Consider the following 25,747-nt stretch of genomic DNA (forward strand, 5'->3'; position numbering starts at 1 on the left):
CCGTTCAACCCAAAAATCCTTTTTTCAACTGTTTGTGAGGGCTTTACCTTGATTTTTTTGTAATATTGAGGCCCTTATTTTTTGGCGAAGATCTAGAACAATCTTCGTGAATCTATGGGATATTAATAAACGCTATGAAAATGAATAAGCTTAATTGGCATAGGTATAAAAGCATAATCACTAAACTTTTTTGTTTTGGAATGTTGTTGGGATCATCTTTGATGTATGGTCAAAGAGCAACCATTAGTGTGGACAGAAACGGAAGTGAAACCGCGGGCCCAACTAGTACCGGCCGATTTTTAGTGCAGCTAAACAGTCTCTTTCCACCGGCTGATATTGAACGAACTATTAATTACGATGTAGATGAATTATTGACTACGGCAACAGAAGGAGGTGTGGACAGAAATGACCTTTCTGGTGAATTAGTATTGCCTGCAGGTGAAATTTCAGGCTATATTATTGTTGATGGGATTAACGATGATGCTTTGGTTGAAGGTGAGGAAACATTAAGCGTGTTTTTGTTGCCAGGTGATGATTATACCATAAATGCTGGTGCAGCGAGTAATTCCGCCACCATGATTATAGAGGATAATGACTTTGCCACGGTCACTGTTAGTGATACAAGTGCTGAGGAAGGTACTAATTTAGTGTTTAATCTCGTGGCCGATACCAGGGTCGAAGTTGATTATACGGTAACTGTTAATTTTTCTGGTGGAACCGCTACTCCCGGTTCAGGAACGCTTCAAGACCCTGAAGATTACAGTGCCGGTGAACGAACGGTTACATTTGCCGTTGGTCAAGTTTCAAAACAATTGGCGGTAACCACTTTAAACGACAGCAATATTGAGGCGGATGAAACTTTTGAAATTATATTGACAAGTGTTGACAATAGTAATATCATCCTAGGACCAAACGCAGAAGGTACTATTTTAAACGATGATTTTATAGAGGTGTCAGTTGATCCTGTACGGCCTACTGTAAATGAAGATGAATCAGGTCAAGATGGTCGGTTTAGGATAAATCTTAGCGAAGAAAACAATACGGGAGATGACCTTACGGTAAGTTACACTATTTCAGGTAATGCAACCCCAGATGATGATTATGTGGCCCTAAGTGGTACCCTTATAATTGAGGATGGAAGGTCTTTTAGGGTTATAGATATCGAAGCTATTGATGATTTATTGGTAGAGGGGAACGAAATAATTGAATTGACCATTACGGGTCTAGATGCAGGGGCAAGTACTACGGCTTTTGAAATTGGAGCGGTCGATTCTGGTGTTGTGACTATCTTAGATGATGATATTCCTGGGGTTAGCGTTAGCCCGATCAGTGGAGATACCAGTGAAGATTTGGACACGGCAAGTTTTACCTTAACCTTGAATACCCAGCCTAGCGCAGCTGTAAGCATAGCGTTATCCAGTTCGGATGCTACGGAAGGTACGGTCCCGGCTTCCGTCACTGTTCCTGCAGCTAATTGGGATACAGGGGTTACTGTAACGGTGACCGGAGTAGATGATGATGTGGCAGATGGTGATATTATCTATACCATCAACACGGGGAATGTTACATCTACGGATTCCAACTATAATGGTCTAACAGGTGCAGATGTAGCTAATGTTACGGTTGCAAACAATGATAATGATACTATTGGGATTAATATAGGTGCGATTAGTGGTAACACCGCTGAGGATGGTGCAACGGCTACATTTTTGGTCACCTTGGATTCCCAACCTACGGCTCCGGTTACTATTGCTTTGAGCAGTAGTGATGAAACAGAAGGTACGGTTCCGGACAATGTTGTAATGAACGCTACCAATTGGCAAACCGGGGCAACGGTTACCATTACCGGTGTTGACGATTCTGCCGTAGATGGTGATGTGGAATATACCATTGTTACGGGAAATGTAACATCAACGGATATTAGTTATAATGGGTTGGATGGTGATGACGTTGACGATGTTACGGTAATCAACGATGATGATGATGCCTTTGAGGCCAGTGTGCAGTCCACAACGGCTTCTGCCAATGAAAATCCGGTTTCCAATGGTGTTTTTACTATAGACCTGGGTGCAGTTAACCAAACGGGTAGCCCCATTACGGTTAATTATACCATGACCGGTACCGCTACACAAGGTTTAGATTATAGTAATTTAAGTGGTTCGGTATCCATCGCCAATAATCAACGTACGGCAACGGTAACCATAACACCTATCAATGATAGTGCTATTGAAAATAACGAGACGGTAATTCTAACATTGGCAGCAGGTACAGGATATACTATTGCAGCCCAGAACAGTGCTACGGTCATTATTATCAGTGATGATGCCAATATAGCTCGCATCACGGCTTCCGATGCTACGGCTGCGGAAAGTAATGGTGCTCTGGCCACGGGAGAATTTACCATCAACCTTAACTCGCCCAACAATACAGGAAGTGCCATAACGGTAAATTATACCATAAGCGGTACTGCTACAAATGGTGTGGATTATACGGAAATAAATGCGAATGCGGTGGTGATTCCTAATGGACAGCAATCCGCCGTACTTACCATTACCCCGATTAATGATCAGTTGCAGGAAGGCTCGGAAAATGTGGTCATTACCCTTGCCGCTGGCACGGGTTATGTCTTGGGGGCAGCCGCAACTCGTTCCGCTACCGTAGTCATAGAGGATAACGACCAAGCTTCTTTGTCCATATCCAATGCAACGGTAAATGAAGATGTTGCCTCTGGTGAATTATTGTTCAATGTAGTACTTAATCTTGCCGTCGTGGGCGGAACTACGGTTAACTATTCTTTTGAGGATGATACGGCTATTGGCGGGGGTATTGATTATGACGGTGTCAATGGAAGCTTGACATTTACCGGTACGGCAAACGAAACGTTGCAAATTGTAGTCCCAATCATCAATGACGAACTTTTGGAAGAAACGGAAACGTTTACCGTGCAATTGGGAGTACCAACCAATAATGTGCAAAGAACCAATGGTGGCACGGCCATAGGTACGATCAATGATGATGATAATTGTGTGGCCGCACCAATTTTGGATCCTTCGGTATCTATGATTTATTGTGTGGAAGATGGAAGTGACGATGGCTTTATTGCCAATTTATATGACTATACACAATCTGAGGCTCCTACAGGTACCGTATTAACATGGAGTAGGGTATCGGACCCCTTGAATACAGATTCCCATTTATCGCCAACAGAGGCGCAAAACATAGATACACAAGCATCATACTATGGTTTCTTTTATGATGCGACAAATAATTGTGCAAGTGGTACCATAGAGGTACAGATTGTAGAAAATACCATTCCACAATTTGTCAATGTTGCAGGTAACGAGCGTTGTGGTCCCGGTACGCTTTTGTTAAGTGCGGAACCTAGTGAGGGAGCATCCGTAAATTGGTATGATGCCATTGATGCCGATACTCCTATTGCATTTGGTCAAACGTTTACCACACCAAGGTTAAGCGCTACAAGGTCATATTATGTAGAGGCAACCGAAAATGGTTGTACCACGGCTCGGCAAGAAGTTGTTGCCCGTGTAGGGGTACAGGCTACTACGGGAACGGCACAAAATGCTTCTATCTGTAGTTTGGCCACAAACGGTCTTACATCGTTAGATCTGGATAGTACATTAACGGATGCAGATGCCGGTGTATGGGTTTTCCTTTCGGGCCCTGAAGATAATGTAGTGATCAACTCTACCAATGTGGTCAATTTTGAAGGATTGACTTCCGGAGACTATATCTTTAGATTTACGACAACAAATTCAACGGCACCATGTACGAATCCTTCCGTAGATGTGACCATCAATGTTAGTGATTGTGAGAGCGATAATGATAATGACGGACTTTTAGGCGGTGAAGAGGTTGGTCTGGGTACGGATTCCAATAATCCGGATACGGATGGGGACAGTATCAATGATGGTGAAGAAGTAGGGCCGGATATCAATAATCCCTTAGATGAAGATAATGATGGTATAATCGATGCATTGGATTCCAATATTTTGGATACCGATAATGACGGGGTTAACGATCAACAGGATCCGGCAAACAATAACCCATGTATTCCAAATAGATTTAATGGTAGTTGTGATACGGACGGTGATGGTATTTCCGATCTGGACGAACAGACCAACGGTTCTGATCCGGACGATCCTTGTGATCCGGTCGAATCACCCGACTGCGATGACCCCATTGATTTAGAAGTATTGAAGACGGTTGACAACCCAGATGCCTTGGTAGGTGATACCATAACCTTTACAATTTTGGTGACCAATTTATCCAATAGGACCGCAAGGGCCATAGTTGTCGGTGATCTATTAGAACTTGGTTTTGATTTTGTTTCCTCCACTTCTGCCAATTATGATGAGATAACGGGGAATTGGAATATTGCTGAGTTAGAGGCAGGTCTCTCTGTTGAGCTGTCCATTACCGTTGTTGTTGCGGAGCAGGGACCTTATACAAATACGGCTACCTTGTTGGAATCCATACCAACGGACAATAATCCGGCCAATGATGAGGCAACCGTAATCTTGAATACGGAGGCTCCTGAAGGTGTGGATTTAAAAATTGAGAAAGAAGCGCGCCCGGATAAGGCACTGGTAGGCGATGTGGTAGAGTTTATTATCAGGGTAACCAATATTTCCGAGTCGGATGTGGTTACCAATATTGTGGTCAACGATTTGATTTTGGCTGAAAACGGATTTGAATTCGTATCGGCGGAATCTGATTTTAATGGTGTCTATGATGAAACAACAGGTAATTGGAGTATTCCGTCATTGAACAGGGAAGAAACCGCACGCTTGATTATTAGCGCCAGAGTTCCTCAAATAGGTGTTTTCACCAATACGGCCAATATTGTCTCATCATTTCCAAGAGATGGCAATACATTGAACAATGAAGCTACGGTTGAGGTAGAGGTCATCAATAAGACGGAAGCAGAGCCTGGCTTCCTATTTAACCAGTTCTCGCCTAATGGTAATAATCAAAATGAGATATTACGTATTAATCGTACGTTGACAGACCCGGAAACAGGTGTGCAAACAGAAGTAAATCTGCAGTACAAAATCAAGATTTATGACCGCTATGGAAACTTGGTATTTGAAACTGAAAAAATAAATGATGTGGATGTTTGGGACGGTACCTATAAGGGTAAGGAAGTGCCAAAAGGAACCTATTTTTATATTATGAATTATAGCATTAATAATGAACCCGCAGTTATTGACAAGGGTTGGATACAGCTTATCAGATAAAATAAATTATGGATTATAACTTAAATACACAGGGTTATACAATTGCACTGGTTCTATTTTGTTTTTTAGGCTTTAATGCATATTCACAAAAAGAACCGCAGTATACGCAGTATATGTATAATATTGGCAGTTTTAACCCGGCTTACGTGGGTACTGTTGAATCTCCGGAATTATCCGCACTATATAGGGCACAATGGATAGATATACCCGGTGCGCCCAGAACGTTTCGTTTTGGGGCCAATTTGCCTTTTCAGAATGAGAAGGTAGGATTGGGGTTGAACGTAGTAAGTGACCAATTGGGACCAATGTCCCAGACCTATGCGGATATTTCATACTCATACCAGATTATGGTCAGTGATGAAACCAAGCTTTCTTTTGGTATAGACGCGGGTGGAAGTTTCTTAAATGTAGATTTTTCCAAAGGTACTTTTGAAAATCCTGGAGAGAATTTAAACGAGGAAATGCTCAACAAATTCTACCCCACAGTAGGTGCGGGTGCATTTTTATATTCAGATGATTGGTACTTGGGCGCATCTGTGCCCAACTTTTTAACGGAAGGTGTGTATAATGATGATGTTGCCGCAATTGTTGAGGATAAGATTCAGTTTAATTTTATAGGAGGATATGTGTTCAATATTTCGGATAACCTAAAATTTAAACCAGCCTTTTTGGTAAACTCCATTCAAGGATCTCCGGTAAACGTAAATTTATCCACGAATTTTTTAATTTCCGATGTAGTTACGGCGGGTGCTTCTTACCGCCTGGATAACGCCTTTAGTGGCCTTGCAGGGTTTCAGGTTTCCAATTCATTGTTCGTAGGATATTCATATGATTATAATACCAATTTATTAGGGGAATTCAATAATGGCTCTCATGAGGTAATCCTGAAATTTTACATTGGTAGAAGCGGTCCTGCCAAAAATAGTGGTGACAAGGATAAAAATGCAAAAGGCAAACCTAAACAAATTGATTCACCTCGATTCTTTTAAAGCGAACGAAAATGAACTATAAACTATTTCTTACTATTTTATTTTTCCTTCCATTTTCGCTATTGGGACAGCAAAAAAAATCCAAAGCGGATGATTTGTTCTATGCCTATCAATATGAAAAAGCAATTGCGGAATATAAGAGTGAAATGGCCAAAAGGTCGCTAAGCAATGTGCAATTGTTGAATTTGGCAGATGCATATTTTCAAACAGGTAAGTTTGACGATGCTTCCAAACTATACCTGGATGTCAATAAGAATGACACCATTATGACTGTCAATCAATTTAATAAATTATTGCAGAGCCTAAGTAAAAATTCTGAACGGGAACGGGTTAAAACTTTTTTAAGGTCAAAAGCGGATAAGTTATCTCCGGAACTTCTTGAAAATGCAGAATTTAATTACAGCCTTTTGGAAATTGCCACAGACAATAGCAATACGGTAATTGAAGGCATAGGTGCCAATAGTGCCCAAGGAGATTTTTCACCAACATTCTATAAAGATGGGTTGTTGTTCTCCAGTAGTAGGCTTCAAAAATCAAAGAGTGTTTATGAACCCTCTGGAGAATCCTATTTAGATATCTATTATGGCAGGTTAGGTGCTGATGGGGAATTAGTGGATGTTAGGGTTTTCGATAAAATTCCAAATTCAAGATTTCATAAATCAACGCCATATTATTCGGAAAAATATGCATCGTTCTATTACATTCTTTCCAATACTGAAAACGATGAGCTTGCTTATGATGAAAATGGAAAAAATGCATTGGCCATAGGTATTTTAACGGACAGTGGAAAATTCAGGTTTTTATTGAAAGACCTTAGTACATCTTTTTATTATCCGTTTTTGGAAGATAGAACTGGTCGTCTTTTTTTTGCTGCCAATTTTGATGATAGTTACGGTGGTACGGATTTGTATTATGTGTACACCAACAATGGCCAAATCGTTTCTGCACCTAAAAATCTTGGCCCCCGTATCAATTCTCCGGGTAACGAGATATCGCCCTATATCCATAACGGAAGCCTTTATTTTTCATCGGATATTTTTTATGGCTATGGTGGTATGGATATTTATAAATCCAATATGTTGGAAGGTGATGCATTTACGATACCGGTCAACCTAGGAAACGGAATAAATACGGTAGCGGATGATTTTGGTTTTATCATTAAAGAAGGTGCCGATAATAATTCATTGACTGGTTATTTTTCATCAAATAGGAATGGGGGAAAAGGTGGTGATGATCTTTATAGATTTAGTTTAAAAAATACCCCTGGGCTTAAAACATTCACTCTTAAAGGTAAGGTAGTGAACCTTACCAACAAGGTAGGATTGGACAAGGTGAGTATAAAATTGTTAGACCGTGAGGGTGAAGTCCTAAAGGAAACGTTTTCAACGGTAGATGGGGATTATAGAATTGAGGTGCCATGGTCAAGTCAGATTACGGTACAGACTTCCAAGAATGGCTATTCTCAATTGTCTACGACCTACTCGGAAGATGGTATGGAAGATCTTCAAAACAAATCTTTTAATATGGGACTAGTAAAACTAGAGGATTTGCTGACCAATAAAGAGGATAAAACCATATTAAAATTGGATAAATTCTATTTTGATAAAGGGAAATCTACAATTAACGCTCAAGTAGAAACCGAGCTTAACAAAGTGGTGGATGCCGTTATGCATTTTCCAAGTTTAAGAATGGTAATTGAAAACCACACGGACAGTAGGGGAAGTAGCGCTTACAATAAAAAACTCTCTACGGATAGGGCTAATACCATTAAAAATTATTTGCTTCAAAAAGGTGTAAGTCCAAATAATATTGTAGATGTAGTTGGTTTTGGAGAGGAAAAAATAAAGAACAACTGTACCAATGGAGCCTATTGTCTAGATTTTCTTCACAAGCAAAATGAACGTACTTTAATCGTTGTGGTAGATAAATAAGGGTATGTTGTCCTAAAAGATTACAATGTAAAAGTAGTACAAGGAGAAACAGGACAAAAAGACGATGCCCATATAGGTCAAAATCCTTAGATTTTTGTTCGGTCTTAAGTTTGGAGCTACCTCAGTACTGGTAACGTTCTTTAAATTCATATAGCCTATGATAGGGGCGACTACAAATGAAACAAAAGTAGCCAAGGCTACAAGGTTCCCCATGTTGGCACTAAAGGCAGTAATGACTACAAAATTGATTACTGCCAATAAGATGACGCCAATTGAGAAATATAACTTGTTATTCTTCTCCTTGACCGTACTTTTTTCTTTTAATAAGGTAATAATGTCCAAACTTACCCTAGTAATGGCATCGTGTGCCGTCATGCATGTACTGAACATGGTCGCAAATGCAGATATTGCAATGAATATATAGGCCCATGAACCTATATGTTCAGTAAATAAAAGTACTATTTGATCAGCAAAACTAACAGCATTGTCACTCAATTGCGTATTAGTGCCATATAAGGTAAACCAACCTATAATCATAAAGAATAGGGCTAGGATAGCCGTAATTCCATAACCAACATTAAATTCCTGTAATGATTCCTTTAAACTTGGCTTTGGTTGATTCTTCCATTTTTCAATACTCCAAAGACTTACCCAACTAGAAGCTTCTACCGTGGTAGGCATCCAACCCATTAATCCTATTAAAAACAAAACACCTACCTCATTGAATATAGGAGTAGGCTTAAAATTGGGTACATGGGGCACAGGCCCTTGCAACAGCACTAATATTGTGGTAATGACCAGGGCTACGAATAGAATACTGACCACAAATTTTAAACTAATTTCCAAAAATTTATATTTACCGAAAATTAGCAACGCACTGATAATGATAAAAAGCCAAAGTGCTACTGTAGCTACAGAGCTTTGTCCTATATCAAAGAGATTAATGAACAATCCTGCGGTAACCGTATACAGCGCTGCTAATATTGTAAAAGTGGTCAGCAATGTTATCCCTGCATAAAACCATAAATACCCCTTACCCCTGTTTAAATACCCCTCAATCAATGTTTTATTGGTAACACTGGTATAACGCACACCAAATTCAAAAAAAGGATATTTTAGAATATTGGCCAGGATAATAGGAATGGCCATCAACCAACCATATTGCGCACCTGCCTTTGTGGATAATACCAGATGTGAGGTGCCAATGGCCATACTGGCAAATAATAACCCTGGACCTAGATTTCTAAGCAGTTTTCCTGTTCTGGACACGAGATGTAGTTTTGGTTGGTGTCCATAAATGTAAACTTTTTAATTGAAGCTGTAAAGACCTATTTTATTTCTATGGGCTCGCCATAAAATTTGGGCTGTGTATTTAAAAGTGCGTCTATGAACACCTTTACCCTAGCTAAATATTCCCTAACCTGCACTTTGATTCCTTGTGATGTAGAAAGGTCTTTTGCGTTAAAACCAATTGCATCCAAACCTTTTTGTTGGGCAATATATATGGCGCGTTCGTTATGAAATTGTTGGGATATTACCGTTACCTTTTTCAATCCGAAAATAAATTTTGCGCGAACCATGGAATCCAATGTTCTGAATCCGGCATAATCCAGAAAAATTACCTTTTCGGGTATGCCTGCTTTGATCAGGTCTTTTTTAATAGTGTCCGGTTCATTATAATAAATAGTTCCATTATCCCCGCTAACCAATACAAATTTAATTTTATTGGCTTGGTATAGGGCAACCGTGGCATTTATTCTGTGTGTGTAATAGGGATTTGGAGAACCATCCGTTAATCTGCTGGATGTACCAAGAATTAAACCAACCCTATTGGTAGGAATTTGTTGGACATCAAAGAATGTTTTGTCTTCGGTAGTGCTGGTAATAATGGCATTGCAACAAATTATCACGAGTAATAACGCAATTAACAATGCTCCGGAAATCTTTAAAATTGTTTTTAGCATCTACTCCTATTCTTGATTAAAGATAATATTACCTATTAACTTTTGAAGCTCAATCTTTAATATAAAATGATACTAAATAAAAAACCCTTGAAAATCAAAAGATTAACAAGGGTTTTTGTACTCGAGGCGGGACTTGAACCCGCACGCCCCAAAGAGCACAGGATTTTAAGTCCGGCGTGTCTACCAATTCCACCACTCGAGCCAATCTGGTAGTAATTAAAAAATGCCGTGAAACGGCATCTTTTGAGCGAAAAACGGGATTCGAACCCGCGACCTCCACCTTGGCAAGGTGATGCTCTACCCCTGAGCTACTTTCGCAATTTTAATGAACGTACATCTCCTAAAAGATGCGGGTGCAAATTTAATACAATTCTGCAAAAACCAAAGTAATTTTAAGCAAAAGAAATAAAAAATATTACGAAGTGGCTTTCTTGTTCTTTGTGAGCAATCGTTTAATCTCGTTCAATTTCATTAATGCCTCTACAGGAGTAAGCGTATCTATGTCTAAATGAGTGATTTCCTCTTTGATTTCTTCCAACAAGGGGTCATCAAGGTTAAAAAAGCTGAGCTGCATTTCATCAGAAGTATTTTTTAATTGCTCGCCCATTTCGCCATTTGCATGTGAACTTTCCAACTTCTTTAAAATTTTATTGGCCTTTTGAATAACTTGTTGTGGCATTCCGGCCATTTTTGCTACATGTATACCAAAACTGTGTTCACTGCCTCCCGGTACCAATTTTCTAAGGAACAATACAGTATCCTTTAATTCTTTAATGGCTACATTAAAGTTTTTAATACGAGGAAAAGTGTTGGTCATTTCATTGAGTTCGTGATAATGTGTAGCAAACATGGTCTTTGCCCTTGCAGGATGTTCATGAAGGTATTCTGAAATGGCCCAGGCTATGGAAATACCGTCATATGTACTTGTTCCCCTACCTATTTCATCCAGTAGGACCAAGCTTCGTTCGGAGAGGTTGTTCAGGATAGATGCTGTTTCGTTCATTTCTACCATAAAAGTAGATTCTCCCATAGAAATATTGTCACTTGCCCCAACACGTGTAAATATTTTATCTACCACACCAATTTGCGCATTTTCCGCAGGTACAAAGCTCCCCATCTGTGCCAAAAGTACAATGAGCGCCGTTTGTCTTAATAAAGCGGATTTACCACTCATATTAGGGCCTGTTATCATAATAAATTGCTGGTTGGAACGGTCTAAAAACAAATCGTTTGCTATGTATTGTTCGCCTAAAGGAAGTTGTTTTTCAATTACCGGATGGCGGCCATTGGTAATTTTTAAATCCATTGAATCGTTAAGTCCAGGACAATTATAGGCATTTTCCTTGGCTAATTGGGCAAAGCCGCAAAGGCAATCTAAATGTGCTATGAGTTGGGCATTGTTTTGGACGGGCGTAATGTATTCTTGCATCCAGACCACCAATTGGGAAAACAGCTGTTGTTCCAAGCTTAATATGCGGTCTTCCGCACCTAATATTTTTGCTTCATATTCCTTTAATTCCTCTGTGATATAGCGTTCTGCATTGACCAAGGTCTGCTTACGGGTCCAAGTCTCCGGTACTTTGTCCTTGTGTGTATTTCTTACTTCAATGTAATATCCAAAAACATTATTAGACGCGATTTTTAAAGATGTAATACCTGTGGCGGCAGTTTCCCGTTCAAGCATACTTTTTAAATAATTTTTGCCTGAAGTAGCCAAATTCCTGAGTTCATCCAATTCTTCGGAAAACCCAGGTGCTATGGTGCTGCCTTTTAATAGATTGGCCGGAGCATCTTCGCTGAGCATTTCCTTAATCTTTGCCCTTAATAGATCACAGGATTGAATTTTATCTCCGGTAAGAGCCAATGCTTCGTTTTTGGATGCCGTGGCCAACTGTTTTATGGGTATTAATGCCTCAAGGGAATTTTTTAATTGTACCACCTCCTTTGGACATACCTTTCCCGTAGCAACTTTTGATATGAGACGCTCAAGGTCTCCCATCTGTTTTATGTGGTGTTGAAACCTTTCTAAAGTGGTTTCATCGTTATGCAAATAAGAAACAATTTGCTGCCTTCTTTTAATTTTGTCCAGATTTTTTAAGGGTAGGGCCAACCATCTTTTGATCATACGCCCACCCATTGGGGAAATTGTTTTGTCTATTACATCCAAAAGCGTAACAGCATTGATGTTGGAGGAATGGTACAATTCTAGATTTTTGATCGTAAACCTATCCATCCAAATATAATCGTCCTCTGCTATACGTTGTAATTTGGATATGTGCTGTAATTGACGGTGTTGCGTTTCTCCCAAATAGTGAAGAATGACCCCGGCGGCAATAGTACCACATACCAAATGGTCTACACCAAAACCTTTTAACGTCTTGGTCTTAAAATGGGCAGTCAGATTTTCAAGGGCATAATCTTCTTGAAAAACCCAATCTTCCAAATAGAACAAATGGTGATTCTTGCCAAAGACTTCTGTAAATTCTTTTTTATGGGCCTTGGAAATCAGGATTTCGTTCGGTGAAAAATTTTGGAGTAGTTTATCTATCTGTTCTTCACCGCCTTCTGCCGTTAAAAATTCACCTGTAGAGATATCTAAAAAAGAAATACCAATTTTTTTTCTTCCAAAGTGTACGGCACAAAGAAAATTATTTGTTTTAGCGTGTAGAATATCATCATTCATGGCCACCCCTGGTGTTACCAATTCCGTTACACCTCTTTTTACAATGGTTTTGGTCTGCTTTGGGTCTTCCAGCTGGTCACAAATTGCTACGCGTTGGCCAGCTTTAACCAATTTGGGTAAATAGGTGTTAAGGGAGTGGTGCGGAAACCCGGCTAGCTCTGTACGTTCACTGCCATTGTTTCTATTGGTAAGGATAATGCCCAGTATTTGTGAGGCCTTTACGGCATCCTCGCCAAAAGTCTCATAAAAATCACCTACCCGAAATAGTAAAAGCGCATCAGGATATTTAGTCTTGATGGTGTTATACTGCTTCATTAAAGGGGTTACCTTTTTTGTCTGTTTTTTATCCGCCACGTTATCTTTATCTCTTAATTTTGCACCTTCACGAAAGTATGATTTTATCAATGGATTTTAAATGATTGTTGATATTTGAGGATAAGTTTATCCCAACAGATCACTTAATTTATACAAGGAAAATGCGAAAACTTAGAAATGACGAGTTGGAAAGAAAAAATGTGGAAGATTTTAAGCTTGCCGGCAAAACACCTATTATCATTGTCCTGGATAATATTAGGAGCCTTAACAATATAGGCTCCGTATTTAGGACAGCAGATGCCTTTCTTATTGAAAAGATTTATTTATGCGGAATTACCGCTCAACCTCCCCATAAGGATATTCACAAAACGGCCTTGGGGGCTACAGATAGTGTTGCATGGGAGTATGTTGAGGATACAAAGGAATTGGTCAGAACATTAAAAATGGAGAACTGTCATGTAATTGCCGTTGAACAAGCTGAAAACAGCACCTTATTACAAACTTTTCTCCCTTCTACTGATAAAAAACAAGTGTTGATTTTTGGTAATGAGGTAAAAGGAGTGGCCCAGGAAGTGGTATCCTTAAGTGATGAGGTATTGGAAATTCCTCAGTTTGGTACCAAACATTCCTTAAACGTGGCTGTAAGTGTAGGTATTGTCGTGTGGGACTGTTGGAGTAAATTAAATGCATAAAAAAACCTGGTCAATGACCAGGTTTTTGGAGTATAGTTTGAGTTAGTTAGTTGCTCTTATGCTCATGCAATAAAGCAAATCCTTTTCATTTACGCAAGAAATTGACCAATAAATATCTTAACGTACCGTAGAAAGGGCAAAGTTTTCTATTTGCATCAAGATGTTTTCGTAATCTTCTTTTCTGCTTACAAAATCCAATTCGCTAACATCTATAACTAGTTGATTTTCTTTGGGATAGGTCTTTAAAAAATCAAAATACCCCCTATTGATGCGCTCCAGATAGGACATCTCAATATTTTGCTCATAATCCCTGCCCCTCTGTTTGATCTGTTCCATTAAACGTGCGGTGGTCTGGTATAGATAAACGTAAATCCTGGGTTTTTTTACCTCTTTGTACATAAAGTTGAATACTTTTCTATAAAGTTCAAATTCGTTTTGCTGTAGGGTCACTTTTGCAAAAATTAAGGATTTGTATATGTCATAGTCACTGACCATAAAGCTTTTAAAAAGGTCTAACTGGTTGGTGTCTTCCGTAAATTGTTGGTAGCGATCGGCCAAAAAAGACATTTCCAGCGGAAAGGCGTACCGTGCTTGATCCTCATAAAAATTGGGCAAAAACGGATTTTCAGCAAATCGTTCTAAAATTAACTTTGCATTGAAATCTTCTGAAATATTTGTGGCCAGGGTAGTTTTTCCTGCGCCTATGTTCCCTTCTATGGCAATATATTCCAAACTGGAAAAGAAGGTGTGCCGGTTGGTAAATAGTTTTTTATGGAATTTAACAATTGGGTTTTTGTCCTTGCATTCCATTAAAAGATTTCTGGTATCCTTGTTGAGCAATGGGTGGTAAAACTGTGGAGTAATATCGGCCAAAGGTTTTAGAATAAATTTTCGCTCCTGCATTTTAGGATGTGGTACGGTAAGTTGGGCCGTTTGTATGACCTCTTTTTCGTAATAGATGATGTCAATATCCAATGTTCTACTTTGGTAGCCGTCCCCTTCTTTTCTTAAACGGCCAAAGTAATTTTCAATATTTAAAAGAACCTGTAATAGATCCGTTGGGGATAGGGTGGTCTGTATCTCTACACATGCATTTAAAAAATCCTCTCCTTCAAAGCCCCATGCCGGAGTCTCGTACAAGGAAGAAACCTGTCTAATTTCACCTGCCTGTCTTCCAATTTCAAAAATAGCCTTTTGTATCAGGATATCTCGCTGTCCTAAATTACTTCCTAATGATAAAAATGCAGATTTATATACTCCCATAATGTCAGGACAAAATAAAGAAAACATATTCACATTAGTTATCTTTGAAGTGGATTTAAAATTAAGATTTGCATGAATTTTTTGAGAAATTTTTTGGCTTCCATTCTAGGCTCATTGTTTGCTTTTGGAATTTTGTTCGTAATGTTCCTGATTTTCATTAGTCTGGTAGGTGCAAGTGAGGATGAGGCGTCTGTAAAGAAAAATTCTGTTTTGGAACTTCAGTTACAACGTCCAATTTCAGATTATACAGGAACTAATGAGGTAGATCCATTTGCAGGTATTTTTGAACAGTCCCAAGGTTTGGATGAAATCATTCATGCTATAGAGGTTGCTAAGAACGATGAACGTATTAAGGGGATCAGTATCAATAACAATTTTATTATAGCTGGCCTGGCCCAGACACAGGCCATACGTAAATCACTTGAAGATTTTAAATCTGCCGGTAAATTTATTTATGCCTATGCCGACTTTTATATGCAGCGAGATTATTATTTGGCTAGTGTTGCAGATTCGGTTTTTATCAATCCGGTTGGGGTATTGGATTTTAAGGGACTATCTACGGAAGTTCTTTATTATAAGGATTTGCAGGAAAAATCCGGGATAAAAATGGAGGTTATAAGACACGGAAAATATAAAAGTGCGGTTGAGCCTTATTTGGAAAATTCCATGAGTGAGGATAATAGGACCCAATTGTCAGAATTGTTGCATTCCTTGTGGAATTCTATGGTAACCGATATATCTAGAAATCGGTCTATAACGGAAAGTGACCTGAATATAATTGCGGATACCTTGGGGGGTAGAACTCCGGAATATGCCATAAAGTCTGGCTTGATAGATGATATTCTCTTCTATGATGAATATGAAGGTAAATTATCAAATGCGCTGGGGGTAACTACCAATAAGGATATTAATTACAGCACTTTGGACGAATATGTCAAATATTCGAACAAAAAAATACTAAAGAAAGGTGACGATAAGATTGCAATAGTATTTGCTCAAGGAGAAATATTTTATGGTGAAGGCGGTCCGGATATCATTGGACAAGGCATTATAAACGAGGCAATCATAAAAGCGCGTGAGGACAAAAAGGTAAAGGCAGTCGTCCTTAGGGTAAATTCACCGGGGGGCAGTGCCTTGACATCAGATATTATTTGGAGGGAAGTTGCCCTTACCAAAGAGGTAAAGCCCGTGGTGGTTTCCATGGGTAACGTAGCGGCTTCTGGCGGTTATTATATTGCTGCGGGAGCTGACAAGATTTTTGCCGAGCCTACCACCATTACCGGGTCTATAGGTGTTTTTGGGACCATTCCCAATTTGACGGAATTAGCAGGGGATATCGGTATAAACGCAGAACAGGTAGGTACCAATGCCAATGCTATAGACTACTCACTTTTTGAGCCAATGAAGGAAAGCTTTAAAAATCAGGTTCAGGAGAGTATTGAAGATACGTACCAAACATTTCTTGAACGGGTGTCCCAAGGAAGAAACCTGACCATGGCACAGGTAGATAGCGTGGCGCAGGGTAGGGTGTGGAGTGGAACCGAAGCCGTGGAAGTAGGCTTGGTAGATGAGCTAGGTAATTTGGACGATGCCATTAAAGCCGCTGCGGAAATTGCAGGATTGGAAACTTATGGTATTAGAAAATTCCCTAAGTATAAAAGTGGCTTTGAGCGTTTTATGGAAGACTTGGAAGGGGCTAGCGTTCAATTTAAGGAGACATTGATCAAAAAAGAAATAGGGGATGAGGCATTTATGATATTAAAGGAGTTGCAATCTTTTAAAGAACGAAAGAGGATACAGGCAAGAATGCCTTTTGCATTAGATATCAAGTAAACGATGACAATTAGGGATAAGAGACTGGCACAACGTATATACTTGTATCTTGGGGCATTGTTCATCACTTCTTTAGTGGTCTCCAACCTCATATTTCAAAAGTTTTTTTATTGGAACCCTTTTGGTAACCTGACGGTTTTTGGAGTTTCCTTATTTGAAGTATCCGTTGGTATATTGCCATACCCCATTACTTTTTTGATAACCGATCTCATATCCGAAATTTATGGCCGTAAAATGGCAAACCAAATTGTGACCGCCGGTATCTTTGCTTCTTTTTTTTCAATGGGGATTATAATTGTTGCCGATATTGCACCTGCAATACCTTCGTCCCCAATTGACGACCAAACGTTTACAAAGGTATTTGCCCTGTCGCCCATAGCTGTCTTGGCATCTATGATCGCTTATTTATTGGCCCAATATGTAGATGTGGCGATATATCATTTTTGGAAGAAACTTACTCAAGGAAAATATTTATGGTTAAGAAATAATTTCTCGACCTTTTTATCGCAATTTCTAGATACGTTTACCGTTGTTGGTTTATTATGTGTCTTTAAGGTGTTACCGTGGGATTTATTCTTTGGTTTGGTGGTCAGTGGATTCATTTTTAAGATTTTTATAGCATTTATTGACACCCCTTTTCTTTATTTCTTCGTATATATAATGAGGAAACGTTTTAATCTAAAACCAAATGAGGAATTAGACTTGGATTTTTAAAAGACCTTTGGTCATTATAAAAAGAAGTATACAAATTATGGGTAAGAAAATAGTAAAGATTGTTGGTGCCATTGTAGTGTTGATTATTGCGGTTTTAATTGCCGCTCCGTTTTTTTTGGAGGCTAAAATTGGTGATATAGTCAAGAATAATGTCAATAAGAACGTGAATGCCACATTAAACTTTGCCGATGCGGATTTAAGCTTGATCAGTAGCTTTCCAAATGCAGAAGTAAGCTTTAAGGATGTGGTATTGATCAATAAGGCACCCTTTGAAGGAGACACCTTGTTTACGGCAAAAGATCTTGGTTTGACCATGGGCATTATGCAATTGTTCAAAAGTACAGGTGAGCCAATTGCCATTAATAATTTTAATGTAGATGGCGCATATTTAAATATTGTGGTCGATAAGGATGAGAATGCCAATTATGATATTGCAATGCCATCTGAAAGTACGGCAGTTGAGGAATCTGGCGCTACTGAAGGTTTTTCTTTAGATCTTCAGGCCTATGATATTACAAACTCACGCATATATTATACCGATCAAGCTGCTGGTATAGCTTTTAAAATGGATGATGTGCAGCATAATGGAACTGGAGATTTGTCCTTGGCTACTTCAGAATTGGATACACATACCAACGCTTTGGTTTCCCTTGAAATGGATAGCGTAAATTATTTGAACAGGAATAAGGTTCAGCTGGATGCCCTTATTGGTATAGACCTGAATGAGAATACCTATACTTTTTTGAAAAATGAAGCTTTGGTCAATCAACTTCCCTTGGTGTTCAATGGTTTTATAAAGGTTAATGAAACCAATCAAGAAGTAGACTTGACTTTTAAGACGCCTTCGTCAGATTTTAAAAACTTTTTAGGGGTCATACCGGAAACCTATTCCAAGAATATAGAGACTGTAACCACCACTGGTGAATTTGAGGTGAACGGTAATTTTAAAGGAATAGTGGATGAGGAACATATTCCAAAATTCAATATTGTTATAAAATCGGATAATGCCTCTTTTAAATATCCAGATTTGCCCAAGGCCGTTCGTAATGTATTTCTGGATGTGAAATTGAACAATACAACAGGTATAGCGGAAGATACGTATGTAGAAATCAATAAGGCCTCTTTTATGATAGATGAGGATAGGTTTAACCTAACTTCCACAATCAGTGAACTTATGGGGAATACCAAGGTCAAGGCGCACGTAGACGGGTCAATGAATTTGGCAAATATTTCTCAAGCTTATCCCGTTCCTGCAACCTATGATCTAAAAGGTTTTTTAAAGGCCGATATTACTATGGCTTTTGATATGGCATCCGTTGAGAACAAACAATATGATAAAACCAATACTATCGGTAATTTAAGTGTCGATAATTTTGAATTCAACTCAGATGAACTTGCAAATGCCGTTAAGTTCAGTACGGCACGGATAACTTTTAACCCAAAAACCGTTACGCTAAATAGTTTAAACGGTACCACCGGCAAAACTGATTTTGATATTACGGGAACCATAAATAATCTTTTGGGCTTTATGTTCAACGATGAAAATGTGGAAGGGAATTTTAATTTAAAGTCCAACACCTTTGCCTTGAATGATTTCATGGTTTCTGATGAAGAATCGTCAATTTCAACGACCCAAAACAATTCCACAGAAGGACAAAATGCTACAGCGAACAAAATCAAGATTCCATCATTTTTGGATGCAACGATCAATGCAAGTGCCAAGCAGGTACTTTATGATGATATTGTCTTGAACAATGTAAACGGCGTCCTGGTCATAAAGGATGAAACGGCAAAACTGAACAATATGTCTTCTGGTCTTTTTGGGGGTAAAATGGCTTTTAACGGTGAGGTCTCCACAAAACAGGAAGTTCCAACGTTTGCCATGAAGTTAGACTTGGAGCAGTTGGGTATTCAAGAAGCGTTTGGTTCATTGGACCTATTTAAATCCTTGGCACCAATAGCACAAATTTTAAAAGGAAAATTAAGTTCGGATATTTCATTGTCCGGTAATTTAACAGATGATCTATTGCCAAATTTACTGTCTTTGACAGGAGAGCTTTTTGCAGACATCGCTACGGATGAAATTGATACGGAATCTGCACCTTTGCTCACCGCTTTGGTGGGTAAGTTGAATTTTATTGATTTGGACCAACTTAATTTAAAGGACTTAAAGACATCCTTAAGTTTTAAGGATGGTGTTGTAAACGTGAAACCTTTTACGGTAAATTATAAGGATGTTGCCATAAATGTGGACGGTAACCATACATTTGACAAGAAGTTAAATTATAAGGCTACTTTGCAGGTGCCTGCCAAATATTTAGGTACGGAAGTTAATAAGATGATCGCAAAAATAAACGATCCTTCCCTACAGGATGTTACTATTCCTGTTACCGCTAATATCGGTGGGGTGTATAATAGTCCACAAGTTTCTACCGACTTAACTTCAGGGGTGAAGCAATTAACATCAAAATTAATTGAAATAGAAAAGCAAAAGTTGATTACTAAAGGTACGGATAAAGCTAAAGATTTAATAGGTGGTATATTAAACGGGAATCAACAAAAAACAGATTCAGTAAGTAAGGATACGGTTTCTAGCAAGCAAAAGGCTAAGGATATCATTGGTGGCATATTGACTTCGCAAAAGCCAAAAGATTCCACTGCGGTTAAGAATGATTCAACATCTACAAAAAATGGTAATGAGGCTATAAAGGAAAAGGCAAAAGATGTATTGGGCGGCTTGTTTGGAAAAAAGAAGAAGGATACCGTTAATTAACGGTGATACCTACATAAAACCCTTCGCTGCCCCTAACATTGAATACCGTATTATCCTCGAACATTAGGTATTGTCCCTTAATCCCTTTTAATGTTCCGGTATAAGATGGTGTTTTAGCTAAATTTAAGCTCTTAACCTTAGTAGGGTATTGTAACACCGGAAACTCCAATTGGGTTTCTTCACGACCAGACAAATAATAGGGCAAAGCTTCTTGGGGAATGTGTGGTCTTAATTTCTCGCGCCATTCCACCAGGTTCTCGTCTACAACGGTATTGGTCAACATAGTGCGCCAATTAGTCTTGTCCCCAACGTAATCCTTTAAGGCCACCTCGGTAATACCGGCTAAATATCTGTTGGGCACTTCTACGATCTCAATGGCTTCGTGTGCTCCTTGATCTATCCATCTCGTAGGTATTTGTCCTTTTCTTGTAACACCTACTTTAACGTTGCTGCTGTTGGCCAAATAAACAATGTGCGGCTGTAATTGAATTCTTTTTTCATATTCAAGGTCCCGATCTTCCTTATCAAGGTGAGCGGTACTAAGTTCTGGTCTCATTATCCAATCTCCTGCTGAGGGTATCTCAAAAAAACAAGTCCTACAAAAACCTTGTCTGTAAATGGGCCTGTCATTTCCGCAATTTAAGCATTGGTGCTTTATGAAGGTTATGGTCAACTGTTTATCAAGTACTTGGTTTACATTTAGAAAATCGGTTTCAAACACCATATAATATTGAATGGGATGTCCAATTTCTGTTTGCATTTTTTTTAGTACTCCTTCGTATTGCATGTTTATTTGCTTAATGTATGGTCAATTTGAAAATGATGCTTTTATACGCTACTTTTAGCAATACAAAGATACCTATAAATGCCAATAACTTTATTTAATTCCATTGCCTCTTGGCTATTGAAGAAGCGCTATCACCAAATAGAACTTTTTTTAAAATATCCGGAAGAAGTCCAGGAAGAAGTTCTGTTACAGCTGCTTGAATTTGCCGAGGATACTGAAATAGGGAGAACTTATGATTTTGAATCTATTGCATCATACGGTACGTTCAAGGAAAGGGTACCCATAGTTTCCTATGAAGAAATTGAGCCTATTATAGAACGTACAAGAAAAGGTGAGCAAAACCTATTTTGGCCTACCAAAGTAAAGCTATTTGCAAAAAGTAGCGGTACTACCAATGCCAAAAGTAAATTTATACCCGTTAGTGGCGAGGCGCTTGAGGATTGCCATTACAAATCTAGTAAGGACTTGTTATGTCTCTACCTGAACAACAATGAAAATTCCCAATTGTTTACCGGTAAAAGTTTGCGCCTTGGAGGAAGTAAGGAGTTGTACGAGGACAATGGGTCGTTCTTTGGTGACCTTTCCGCTATTTTAATAGACAATATGCCCTTATGGGCAGAATACAGCAGTACGCCAAGCAATAAAGTGTCTTTAATGAGTGAGTGGGAAAGTAAGCTTATGGCCATTATTCATGAAAGCGTACAGGAAAATGTAACTAGTTTGGCAGGGGTTCCTTCTTGGATGCTTGTTTTGTTGAATAAAGTATTACAGGAAACCGGTAAGGAAAACCTTTTTCAGGTTTGGGAACATCTAGAAGTTTATTTTCATGGAGGGGTAAATTTTAGTCCTTATAAGGAACAGTATAAAAACATACTACCAAAAAGTGACTTTAATTATTATGAGATATATAATGCCTCTGAAGGATTTTTTGCCATTCAGGATAGAAACAATGCGGATGATCTTTTGTTGATGTTGGATTATGGTATCTTCTATGAGTTCATTCCTATGCAGACCTATGGTTCGTTAAGGGAAGATGTGGTTCCATTATGGGAAGTTGAATTGGGTGTAAATTATGCTATTGTCATTACTACTAATTCAGGTCTATGGCGTTATAAAATAGGGGATACTGTTAGATTTACCTCTAAAAGTCCATACCGTATAAAAGTTACCGGTAGGACCAAACATCATATTAATGTCTTTGGGGAAGAGCTTATCATTGAAAATGCAGAGGAAGCACTTAAACTTGTTTGCCAAAAAACAGGAGCTGAAATTAAGGACTATACCGCTGGACCGGTATTTATGGTCAATAAGGAAAAAGGTGCCCATGAATGGATCATTGAATTCAGAACCATGCCCAATGATATGGATACATTCATTAGAGTTTTAGATGAGTCCTTAAAGTCATTGAACTCTGATTATGAAGCAAAGAGATATAACAACATTACTTTAAACATGCCTATTGTTCACGTGGCGCGAAAAAATCTCTTTTATGATTGGCTTAAGGCCAATGATAAATTAGGTGGTCAGCATAAGATTCCACGTTTATCGAATAAGCGTGATTATATCGAGGAACTTTTGCAATTAAACCTCTAATTTGCTCTATACATACCAATTATTAACCTATTTGCAACATTCTTGTAAATTGGAAATAAAGTTGAATTAACTTTGTATTGGATATGTAAAAGAGTTCAAATAGTTTAACTACAGCTTTTTCATTTTTCCCGTCCTAAACAGGAACTACACCGATAATTTTAGCGGGTAAACAATTAAATGATCAAATGTGAAGTTAATTACACAACTTGCTGTAGGAAAACTTAACCAAACAATAAATACTATTATTATGGCAGAAAAACTAGTGATCGTTTCAGACATGTGGGGTTCTAAAAAAGGGCTGTGGATTACTTCATACCTTGGCTATCTCCAACAATATTTTGATATTACTTTTTATGACAGCCAGCAATTGGCTAATATAGATTTGGTAGTTCAGTCAGAAGAAAATATACATAATGCATTCGTTAACGGAGGTATAGATACCGCTGTTTCCCACTTATTAAAAAAGGAGAAAGAACCTTGTTATTATTTGGCATTCAGTACAGGTGGAACCATTGTATGGGAAGCTGCAAAAAGAGGTTTACCGGTTAAATCACTATACAACGTTTCTGCAACAAGAATTCGCTTAAAGAATGAACGACCAGATGTGCCGTTTCATTTACTCTATGGCAATAATGATGAATTTAAGCCTAATGAAGATTGGGCCAATAGGCTGGGTATTGATATGGAAATCCTGCCTAACTACGGTCATACCTTATATACCGATGAAAAGATTATACAAAAAGTATGTCTGGACCTCTTACAGGAAGTTACTCAAATTACTCCACAGGCAAAAAAAGTGGTTTGAAATATTTAAAGTAAATCAACAAAAAAAGCGAGGACCATTGTCCTCGCTTTTTTTATATAATTTATTTAGGTTTAAGATACCGCTTTTAATTTTTTAACGGTGTCATAGGATAATTTCTCTTCTGCGTAAGGTTTGGTAACCTTAAATTTTTTCTCCTCTGTACTGGGCATTTCAAACATGGCATCCGTGAATATGGCTTCACATAAAGAACGTAGTCCCCTTGCGCCTAATTTATATTCAATAGCCTTGTCCACAATATAATCCAATGCTTGATCTGTAATGGTAAACGTTATATCGTCCATTGCAAAAAGCTTTTCATATTGCTTTATGATAGCGTTCTTTGGTTCTGTCAAAATTGCTCTCAATGTTTTTTTATCCAAAGGATTCATATGGGTAAGTACCGGTAGTCTGCCAATAATTTCAGGAATGAGTCCAAACTCTTTAAGGTCCCTTGGTATAATGTATTGAAGCATATTGGTGGTGTCCAAAAAGTTATCTGCTTTTGAGGCACTATAACCTACAGCTTGCATATTAAGCCTTTTGGTTATGGCACGCTCAATTCCATCAAATGCACCACCGGCAATAAATAGAATATTCTCCGTATTTACTTCAATGAACTTTTGGTCAGGATGCTTTCTACCTCCTTTAGGTGGAACGTTAACTGTTGTTCCTTCCAATAATTTTAATAGACCTTGTTGTACGCCTTCTCCGGAAACATCCCTGGTGATGGAAGGGTTATCGCCTTTACGGGCTATCTTATCAATTTCGTCAATAAAAACAATGCCTCTTTCCGCTTTTTCAAGATTATAATCCGCAGCCTGCAGAAGTCTTGTCAAAATACTCTCTACATCTTCTCCTACATAACCAGCTTCCGTTAATACAGTAGCATCTACAATGGCTAAAGGTACATTGAGCAATTTGGAAATGGTTTTGGCCATTAAAGTCTTACCTGTTCCGGTTTGCCCCACCATGATAATATTACTTTTCTGGATTTCAATATCATCCTTTTTGGATGGGGGTTGTAACAACCTCTTGTAATGATTGTAAACGGCAACGGACATTACTTTTTTTGTGCGCTCTTGGCCTATAATGAACGTATCAAGAAACTCTTTGATTTCTTGTGGTTTTTTCAACACCAGTTCAGAAGAAAGATCATTGCTTTTTGTCTGCTTTGATTCTTCGGCAACTATACCATGTGCCTGCTCAATGCATCGGTCACAAATATGTGCATCCAGACCGGCGATCAATAAATTTGTTTCTGGCTTTTTTCTGCCGCAAAACGAACATTCTAAATTTTCCTTTGCCATTATCTATCTTCTCTTTACTATACCTATAAACGAACCAAACTCGTTTTTGGTTTAAAATCAATTACTTATTTCAATACTTTCGTCGGATTTACTCCTTATCCCTTACTAAAATTTCATCGATCATACCATATTTTAAGGCTTCATCTGCCTTCATCCAATAATCACGATCACTATCCTCACGGACTTTTTCAATGTCCTTGCCAGAATGCTCGGAAATAATTTGGTACAATTCATCCTTGAGCTTCAATATTTCCCTTGCGGTAATTTCAATATCACTGGCTTGGCCTTGCGCGCCACCCATTGGTTGGTGTATCATGACCCTAGAATGTTTTAGACCGCTACGTTTTCCCTTTTCGCCTGCACATAAAAGTACGGCGCCCATAGATGCGGCCATACCGGTACAGATAGTGGCTACGTCTGGACTAATGAATTGCATGGTATCATAGATGCCCAAACCTGCATATACACTTCCTCCAGGCGAGTTGATGTAAATCTGAATATCTTTTTTTGCGTCAACACTGGCCAAAAACAGTAGTTGGGCCTGTACAATATTTGCTACCTGGTCATTAATACCGGTTCCTAGAAATATGATGCGGTCCATCATTAAACGTGAATAAACGTCCATTGCTATAACGTTCATTGATCTTTCCTCAATAATGTTGGGCGTCATGTTCGTAGGATACATGCTACTCATAATGGCATCATAATAAGTACTGCTTATCCCTTGGTCCTTTATAGCGAAATTCTTGAATTCTTTTCCGTAATCCATAAATGATATATCTGTTTTTTAGAGTAAAAAAAGGTGCCGAAAATTTCATTTCCGGCACCGTAAAGATACTT

At 38.5% G+C, this 25,747-nt stretch carries 16 protein-coding genes and 2 tRNA genes; 9 read left to right on the forward strand and 9 right to left on the reverse strand.

The features are described 5' to 3' along the window. The first annotated feature begins 140 nt into the window (after window positions 1-140). The 3 genes from JM81_RS14870 to JM81_RS14880 are packed head-to-tail and all read left to right on the forward strand — an operon-like array spanning window position 141 to window position 8,178. Window positions 141-5,258 carry a Calx-beta domain-containing protein gene (locus JM81_RS14870; protein ID WP_186435588.1) on the forward strand — a complete coding sequence of 1,706 codons (5,118 nt, stop codon included), beginning with the start codon at window positions 141-143 and terminating at the stop codon, window positions 5,256-5,258. Between the two features lie 8 nt (window positions 5,259-5,266). Beyond that, complete coding sequence (locus JM81_RS14875; protein WP_144804584.1) at window positions 5,267-6,247, forward strand: type IX secretion system membrane protein PorP/SprF; 981 nt, start codon at window positions 5,267-5,269, stop codon at window positions 6,245-6,247. 11 nt (window positions 6,248-6,258) lie between these two features. Next, window positions 6,259-8,178, forward strand: a complete 1,920-nt coding sequence (locus tag JM81_RS14880) for an OmpA family protein (protein ID WP_144804586.1) — start codon at window positions 6,259-6,261, stop codon at window positions 8,176-8,178. A gap of 12 nt (window positions 8,179-8,190) precedes the next feature. Here JM81_RS14880 and JM81_RS14885 read toward each other — a convergent pair whose 3' ends face one another. The 5 genes from JM81_RS14885 to mutS all read right to left on the reverse strand — a co-directional run bounded on the left by JM81_RS14885 (window position 8,191) and on the right by mutS (window position 13,140). Next, a complete protein-coding gene (locus tag JM81_RS14885; RefSeq protein ID WP_144804588.1) occupies window positions 8,191-9,447 on the reverse strand; it encodes an NRAMP family divalent metal transporter in 1,257 nt (418 codons plus the stop codon). Between the two features lie 59 nt (window positions 9,448-9,506). Next, a complete protein-coding gene (locus tag JM81_RS14890; protein ID WP_144804590.1) occupies window positions 9,507-10,142 on the reverse strand; it encodes a vancomycin high temperature exclusion protein in 636 nt (211 codons plus the stop codon). A gap of 118 nt (window positions 10,143-10,260) precedes the next feature. After that, a tRNA-Leu gene (locus JM81_RS14895) sits at window positions 10,261-10,344 on the reverse strand. A 44-nt stretch (window positions 10,345-10,388) separates the two neighbouring features. Beyond that, window positions 10,389-10,460, reverse strand: a tRNA-Gly gene (locus JM81_RS14900). A gap of 97 nt (window positions 10,461-10,557) precedes the next feature. Further along, window positions 10,558-13,140, reverse strand: a complete 2,583-nt coding sequence (gene mutS, locus JM81_RS14905; RefSeq protein WP_144805662.1) for a DNA mismatch repair protein MutS — start codon at window positions 13,138-13,140, stop codon at window positions 10,558-10,560. A 161-nt stretch (window positions 13,141-13,301) separates the two neighbouring features. Between mutS and JM81_RS14910 the strand changes: the two genes are divergently transcribed. Next, on the forward strand, window positions 13,302-13,832 hold the full coding sequence (locus tag JM81_RS14910) for an RNA methyltransferase (protein ID WP_144804592.1): 531 nt from the start codon (window positions 13,302-13,304) through the stop codon (window positions 13,830-13,832). Between the two features lie 117 nt (window positions 13,833-13,949). Here JM81_RS14910 and folK read toward each other — a convergent pair whose 3' ends face one another. Continuing rightward, window positions 13,950-15,122: a 2-amino-4-hydroxy-6-hydroxymethyldihydropteridine diphosphokinase gene (folK, locus tag JM81_RS14915; protein WP_261375080.1), complete on the reverse strand. Its 1,173-nt coding sequence runs from the start codon at window positions 15,120-15,122 to the stop codon at window positions 13,950-13,952. A 45-nt stretch (window positions 15,123-15,167) separates the two neighbouring features. Between folK and sppA the strand changes: the two genes are divergently transcribed. From sppA to JM81_RS14930, 3 genes are read left to right on the forward strand one after another with little or no spacing between them, the layout of a single operon-like run. After that, entirely contained in the window at window positions 15,168-16,928 is a 1,761-nt protein-coding gene (sppA, locus tag JM81_RS14920; RefSeq protein ID WP_144804594.1) for a signal peptide peptidase SppA, read from the forward strand. A 3-nt stretch (window positions 16,929-16,931) separates the two neighbouring features. Continuing rightward, window positions 16,932-17,642, forward strand: coding sequence for a queuosine precursor transporter (locus JM81_RS14925; protein WP_144804596.1), 711 nt, complete (start codon window positions 16,932-16,934; stop codon window positions 17,640-17,642). Window positions 17,643-17,679: 37 nt separating this feature from the next. Continuing rightward, entirely contained in the window at window positions 17,680-20,415 is a 2,736-nt protein-coding gene (locus JM81_RS14930) for an AsmA-like C-terminal region-containing protein (RefSeq protein WP_144804598.1), read from the forward strand. Here JM81_RS14930 and JM81_RS14935 read toward each other — a convergent pair. Then, window positions 20,408-21,202, reverse strand: a complete 795-nt coding sequence (locus tag JM81_RS14935) for a DUF2797 domain-containing protein (RefSeq protein WP_144804600.1) — start codon at window positions 21,200-21,202, stop codon at window positions 20,408-20,410. The genes JM81_RS14930 and JM81_RS14935 overlap by 8 nt on opposite strands. A gap of 78 nt (window positions 21,203-21,280) precedes the next feature. On the opposite strand from JM81_RS14935, the gene JM81_RS14940 reads away from it, so the two are divergent. Beyond that, window positions 21,281-22,795 carry a GH3 auxin-responsive promoter family protein gene (locus JM81_RS14940; protein WP_144804602.1) on the forward strand — a complete coding sequence of 505 codons (1,515 nt, stop codon included), beginning with the start codon at window positions 21,281-21,283 and terminating at the stop codon, window positions 22,793-22,795. Between the two features lie 247 nt (window positions 22,796-23,042). Continuing rightward, window positions 23,043-23,600: a hypothetical protein gene (locus JM81_RS14945; protein WP_144804604.1), complete on the forward strand. Its 558-nt coding sequence runs from the start codon at window positions 23,043-23,045 to the stop codon at window positions 23,598-23,600. Between the two features lie 71 nt (window positions 23,601-23,671). Here the strand turns inward: JM81_RS14945 and clpX are convergent, their stop codons facing one another. Further along, window positions 23,672-24,907, reverse strand: coding sequence for an ATP-dependent Clp protease ATP-binding subunit ClpX (gene clpX / locus JM81_RS14950; protein ID WP_089259386.1), 1,236 nt, complete (start codon window positions 24,905-24,907; stop codon window positions 23,672-23,674). A gap of 88 nt (window positions 24,908-24,995) precedes the next feature. Continuing rightward, window positions 24,996-25,676, reverse strand: a complete 681-nt coding sequence (clpP, locus tag JM81_RS14955) for an ATP-dependent Clp endopeptidase proteolytic subunit ClpP (protein WP_089259387.1) — start codon at window positions 25,674-25,676, stop codon at window positions 24,996-24,998. Between the last annotated feature and the right edge of the window lie 71 nt (window positions 25,677-25,747).

Origin of the sequence: Maribacter sp. MAR_2009_72 (assembly GCF_007827235.1) — a bacterium.
Lineage (GTDB): Bacteria > Bacteroidota > Bacteroidia > Flavobacteriales > Flavobacteriaceae > Maribacter > Maribacter sedimenticola.

Bases quoted from the DNA above. Each gene is read 5' to 3' on its own strand.
- JM81_RS14875 (WP_144804584.1), top strand. From the start codon at position 5,267: ATGGATTATAACTTAAATACACAGGGTTATACAATTGCACTGGTTCTA.
- mutS (WP_144805662.1), bottom strand. From the start codon at position 13,140: ATGAAGCAGTATAACACCATCAAGACTAAATATCCTGATGCGCTTTTA.
- clpP (WP_089259387.1), bottom strand. From the start codon at position 25,676: ATGGATTACGGAAAAGAATTCAAGAATTTCGCTATAAAGGACCAAGGG.
- JM81_RS14935 (WP_144804600.1), bottom strand. From the start codon at position 21,202: ATGCAATACGAAGGAGTACTAAAAAAAATGCAAACAGAAATTGGACAT.
- sppA (WP_144804594.1), top strand. From the start codon at position 15,168: ATGAATTTTTTGAGAAATTTTTTGGCTTCCATTCTAGGCTCATTGTTT.
- folK (WP_261375080.1), bottom strand. From the start codon at position 15,122: ATGTTTTCTTTATTTTGTCCTGACATTATGGGAGTATATAAATCTGCA.
- JM81_RS14910 (WP_144804592.1), top strand. From the start codon at position 13,302: ATGCGAAAACTTAGAAATGACGAGTTGGAAAGAAAAAATGTGGAAGAT.
- JM81_RS14890 (WP_144804590.1), bottom strand. From the start codon at position 10,142: ATGCTAAAAACAATTTTAAAGATTTCCGGAGCATTGTTAATTGCGTTA.
- clpX (WP_089259386.1), bottom strand. From the start codon at position 24,907: ATGGCAAAGGAAAATTTAGAATGTTCGTTTTGCGGCAGAAAAAAGCCA.
- JM81_RS14925 (WP_144804596.1), top strand. From the start codon at position 16,932: ATGACAATTAGGGATAAGAGACTGGCACAACGTATATACTTGTATCTT.
- JM81_RS14930 (WP_144804598.1), top strand. From the start codon at position 17,680: ATGGGTAAGAAAATAGTAAAGATTGTTGGTGCCATTGTAGTGTTGATT.
- JM81_RS14880 (WP_144804586.1), top strand. From the start codon at position 6,259: ATGAACTATAAACTATTTCTTACTATTTTATTTTTCCTTCCATTTTCG.
- JM81_RS14870 (WP_186435588.1), top strand. From the start codon at position 141: ATGAATAAGCTTAATTGGCATAGGTATAAAAGCATAATCACTAAACTT.
- JM81_RS14940 (WP_144804602.1), top strand. From the start codon at position 21,281: ATGCCAATAACTTTATTTAATTCCATTGCCTCTTGGCTATTGAAGAAG.
- JM81_RS14945 (WP_144804604.1), top strand. From the start codon at position 23,043: ATGGCAGAAAAACTAGTGATCGTTTCAGACATGTGGGGTTCTAAAAAA.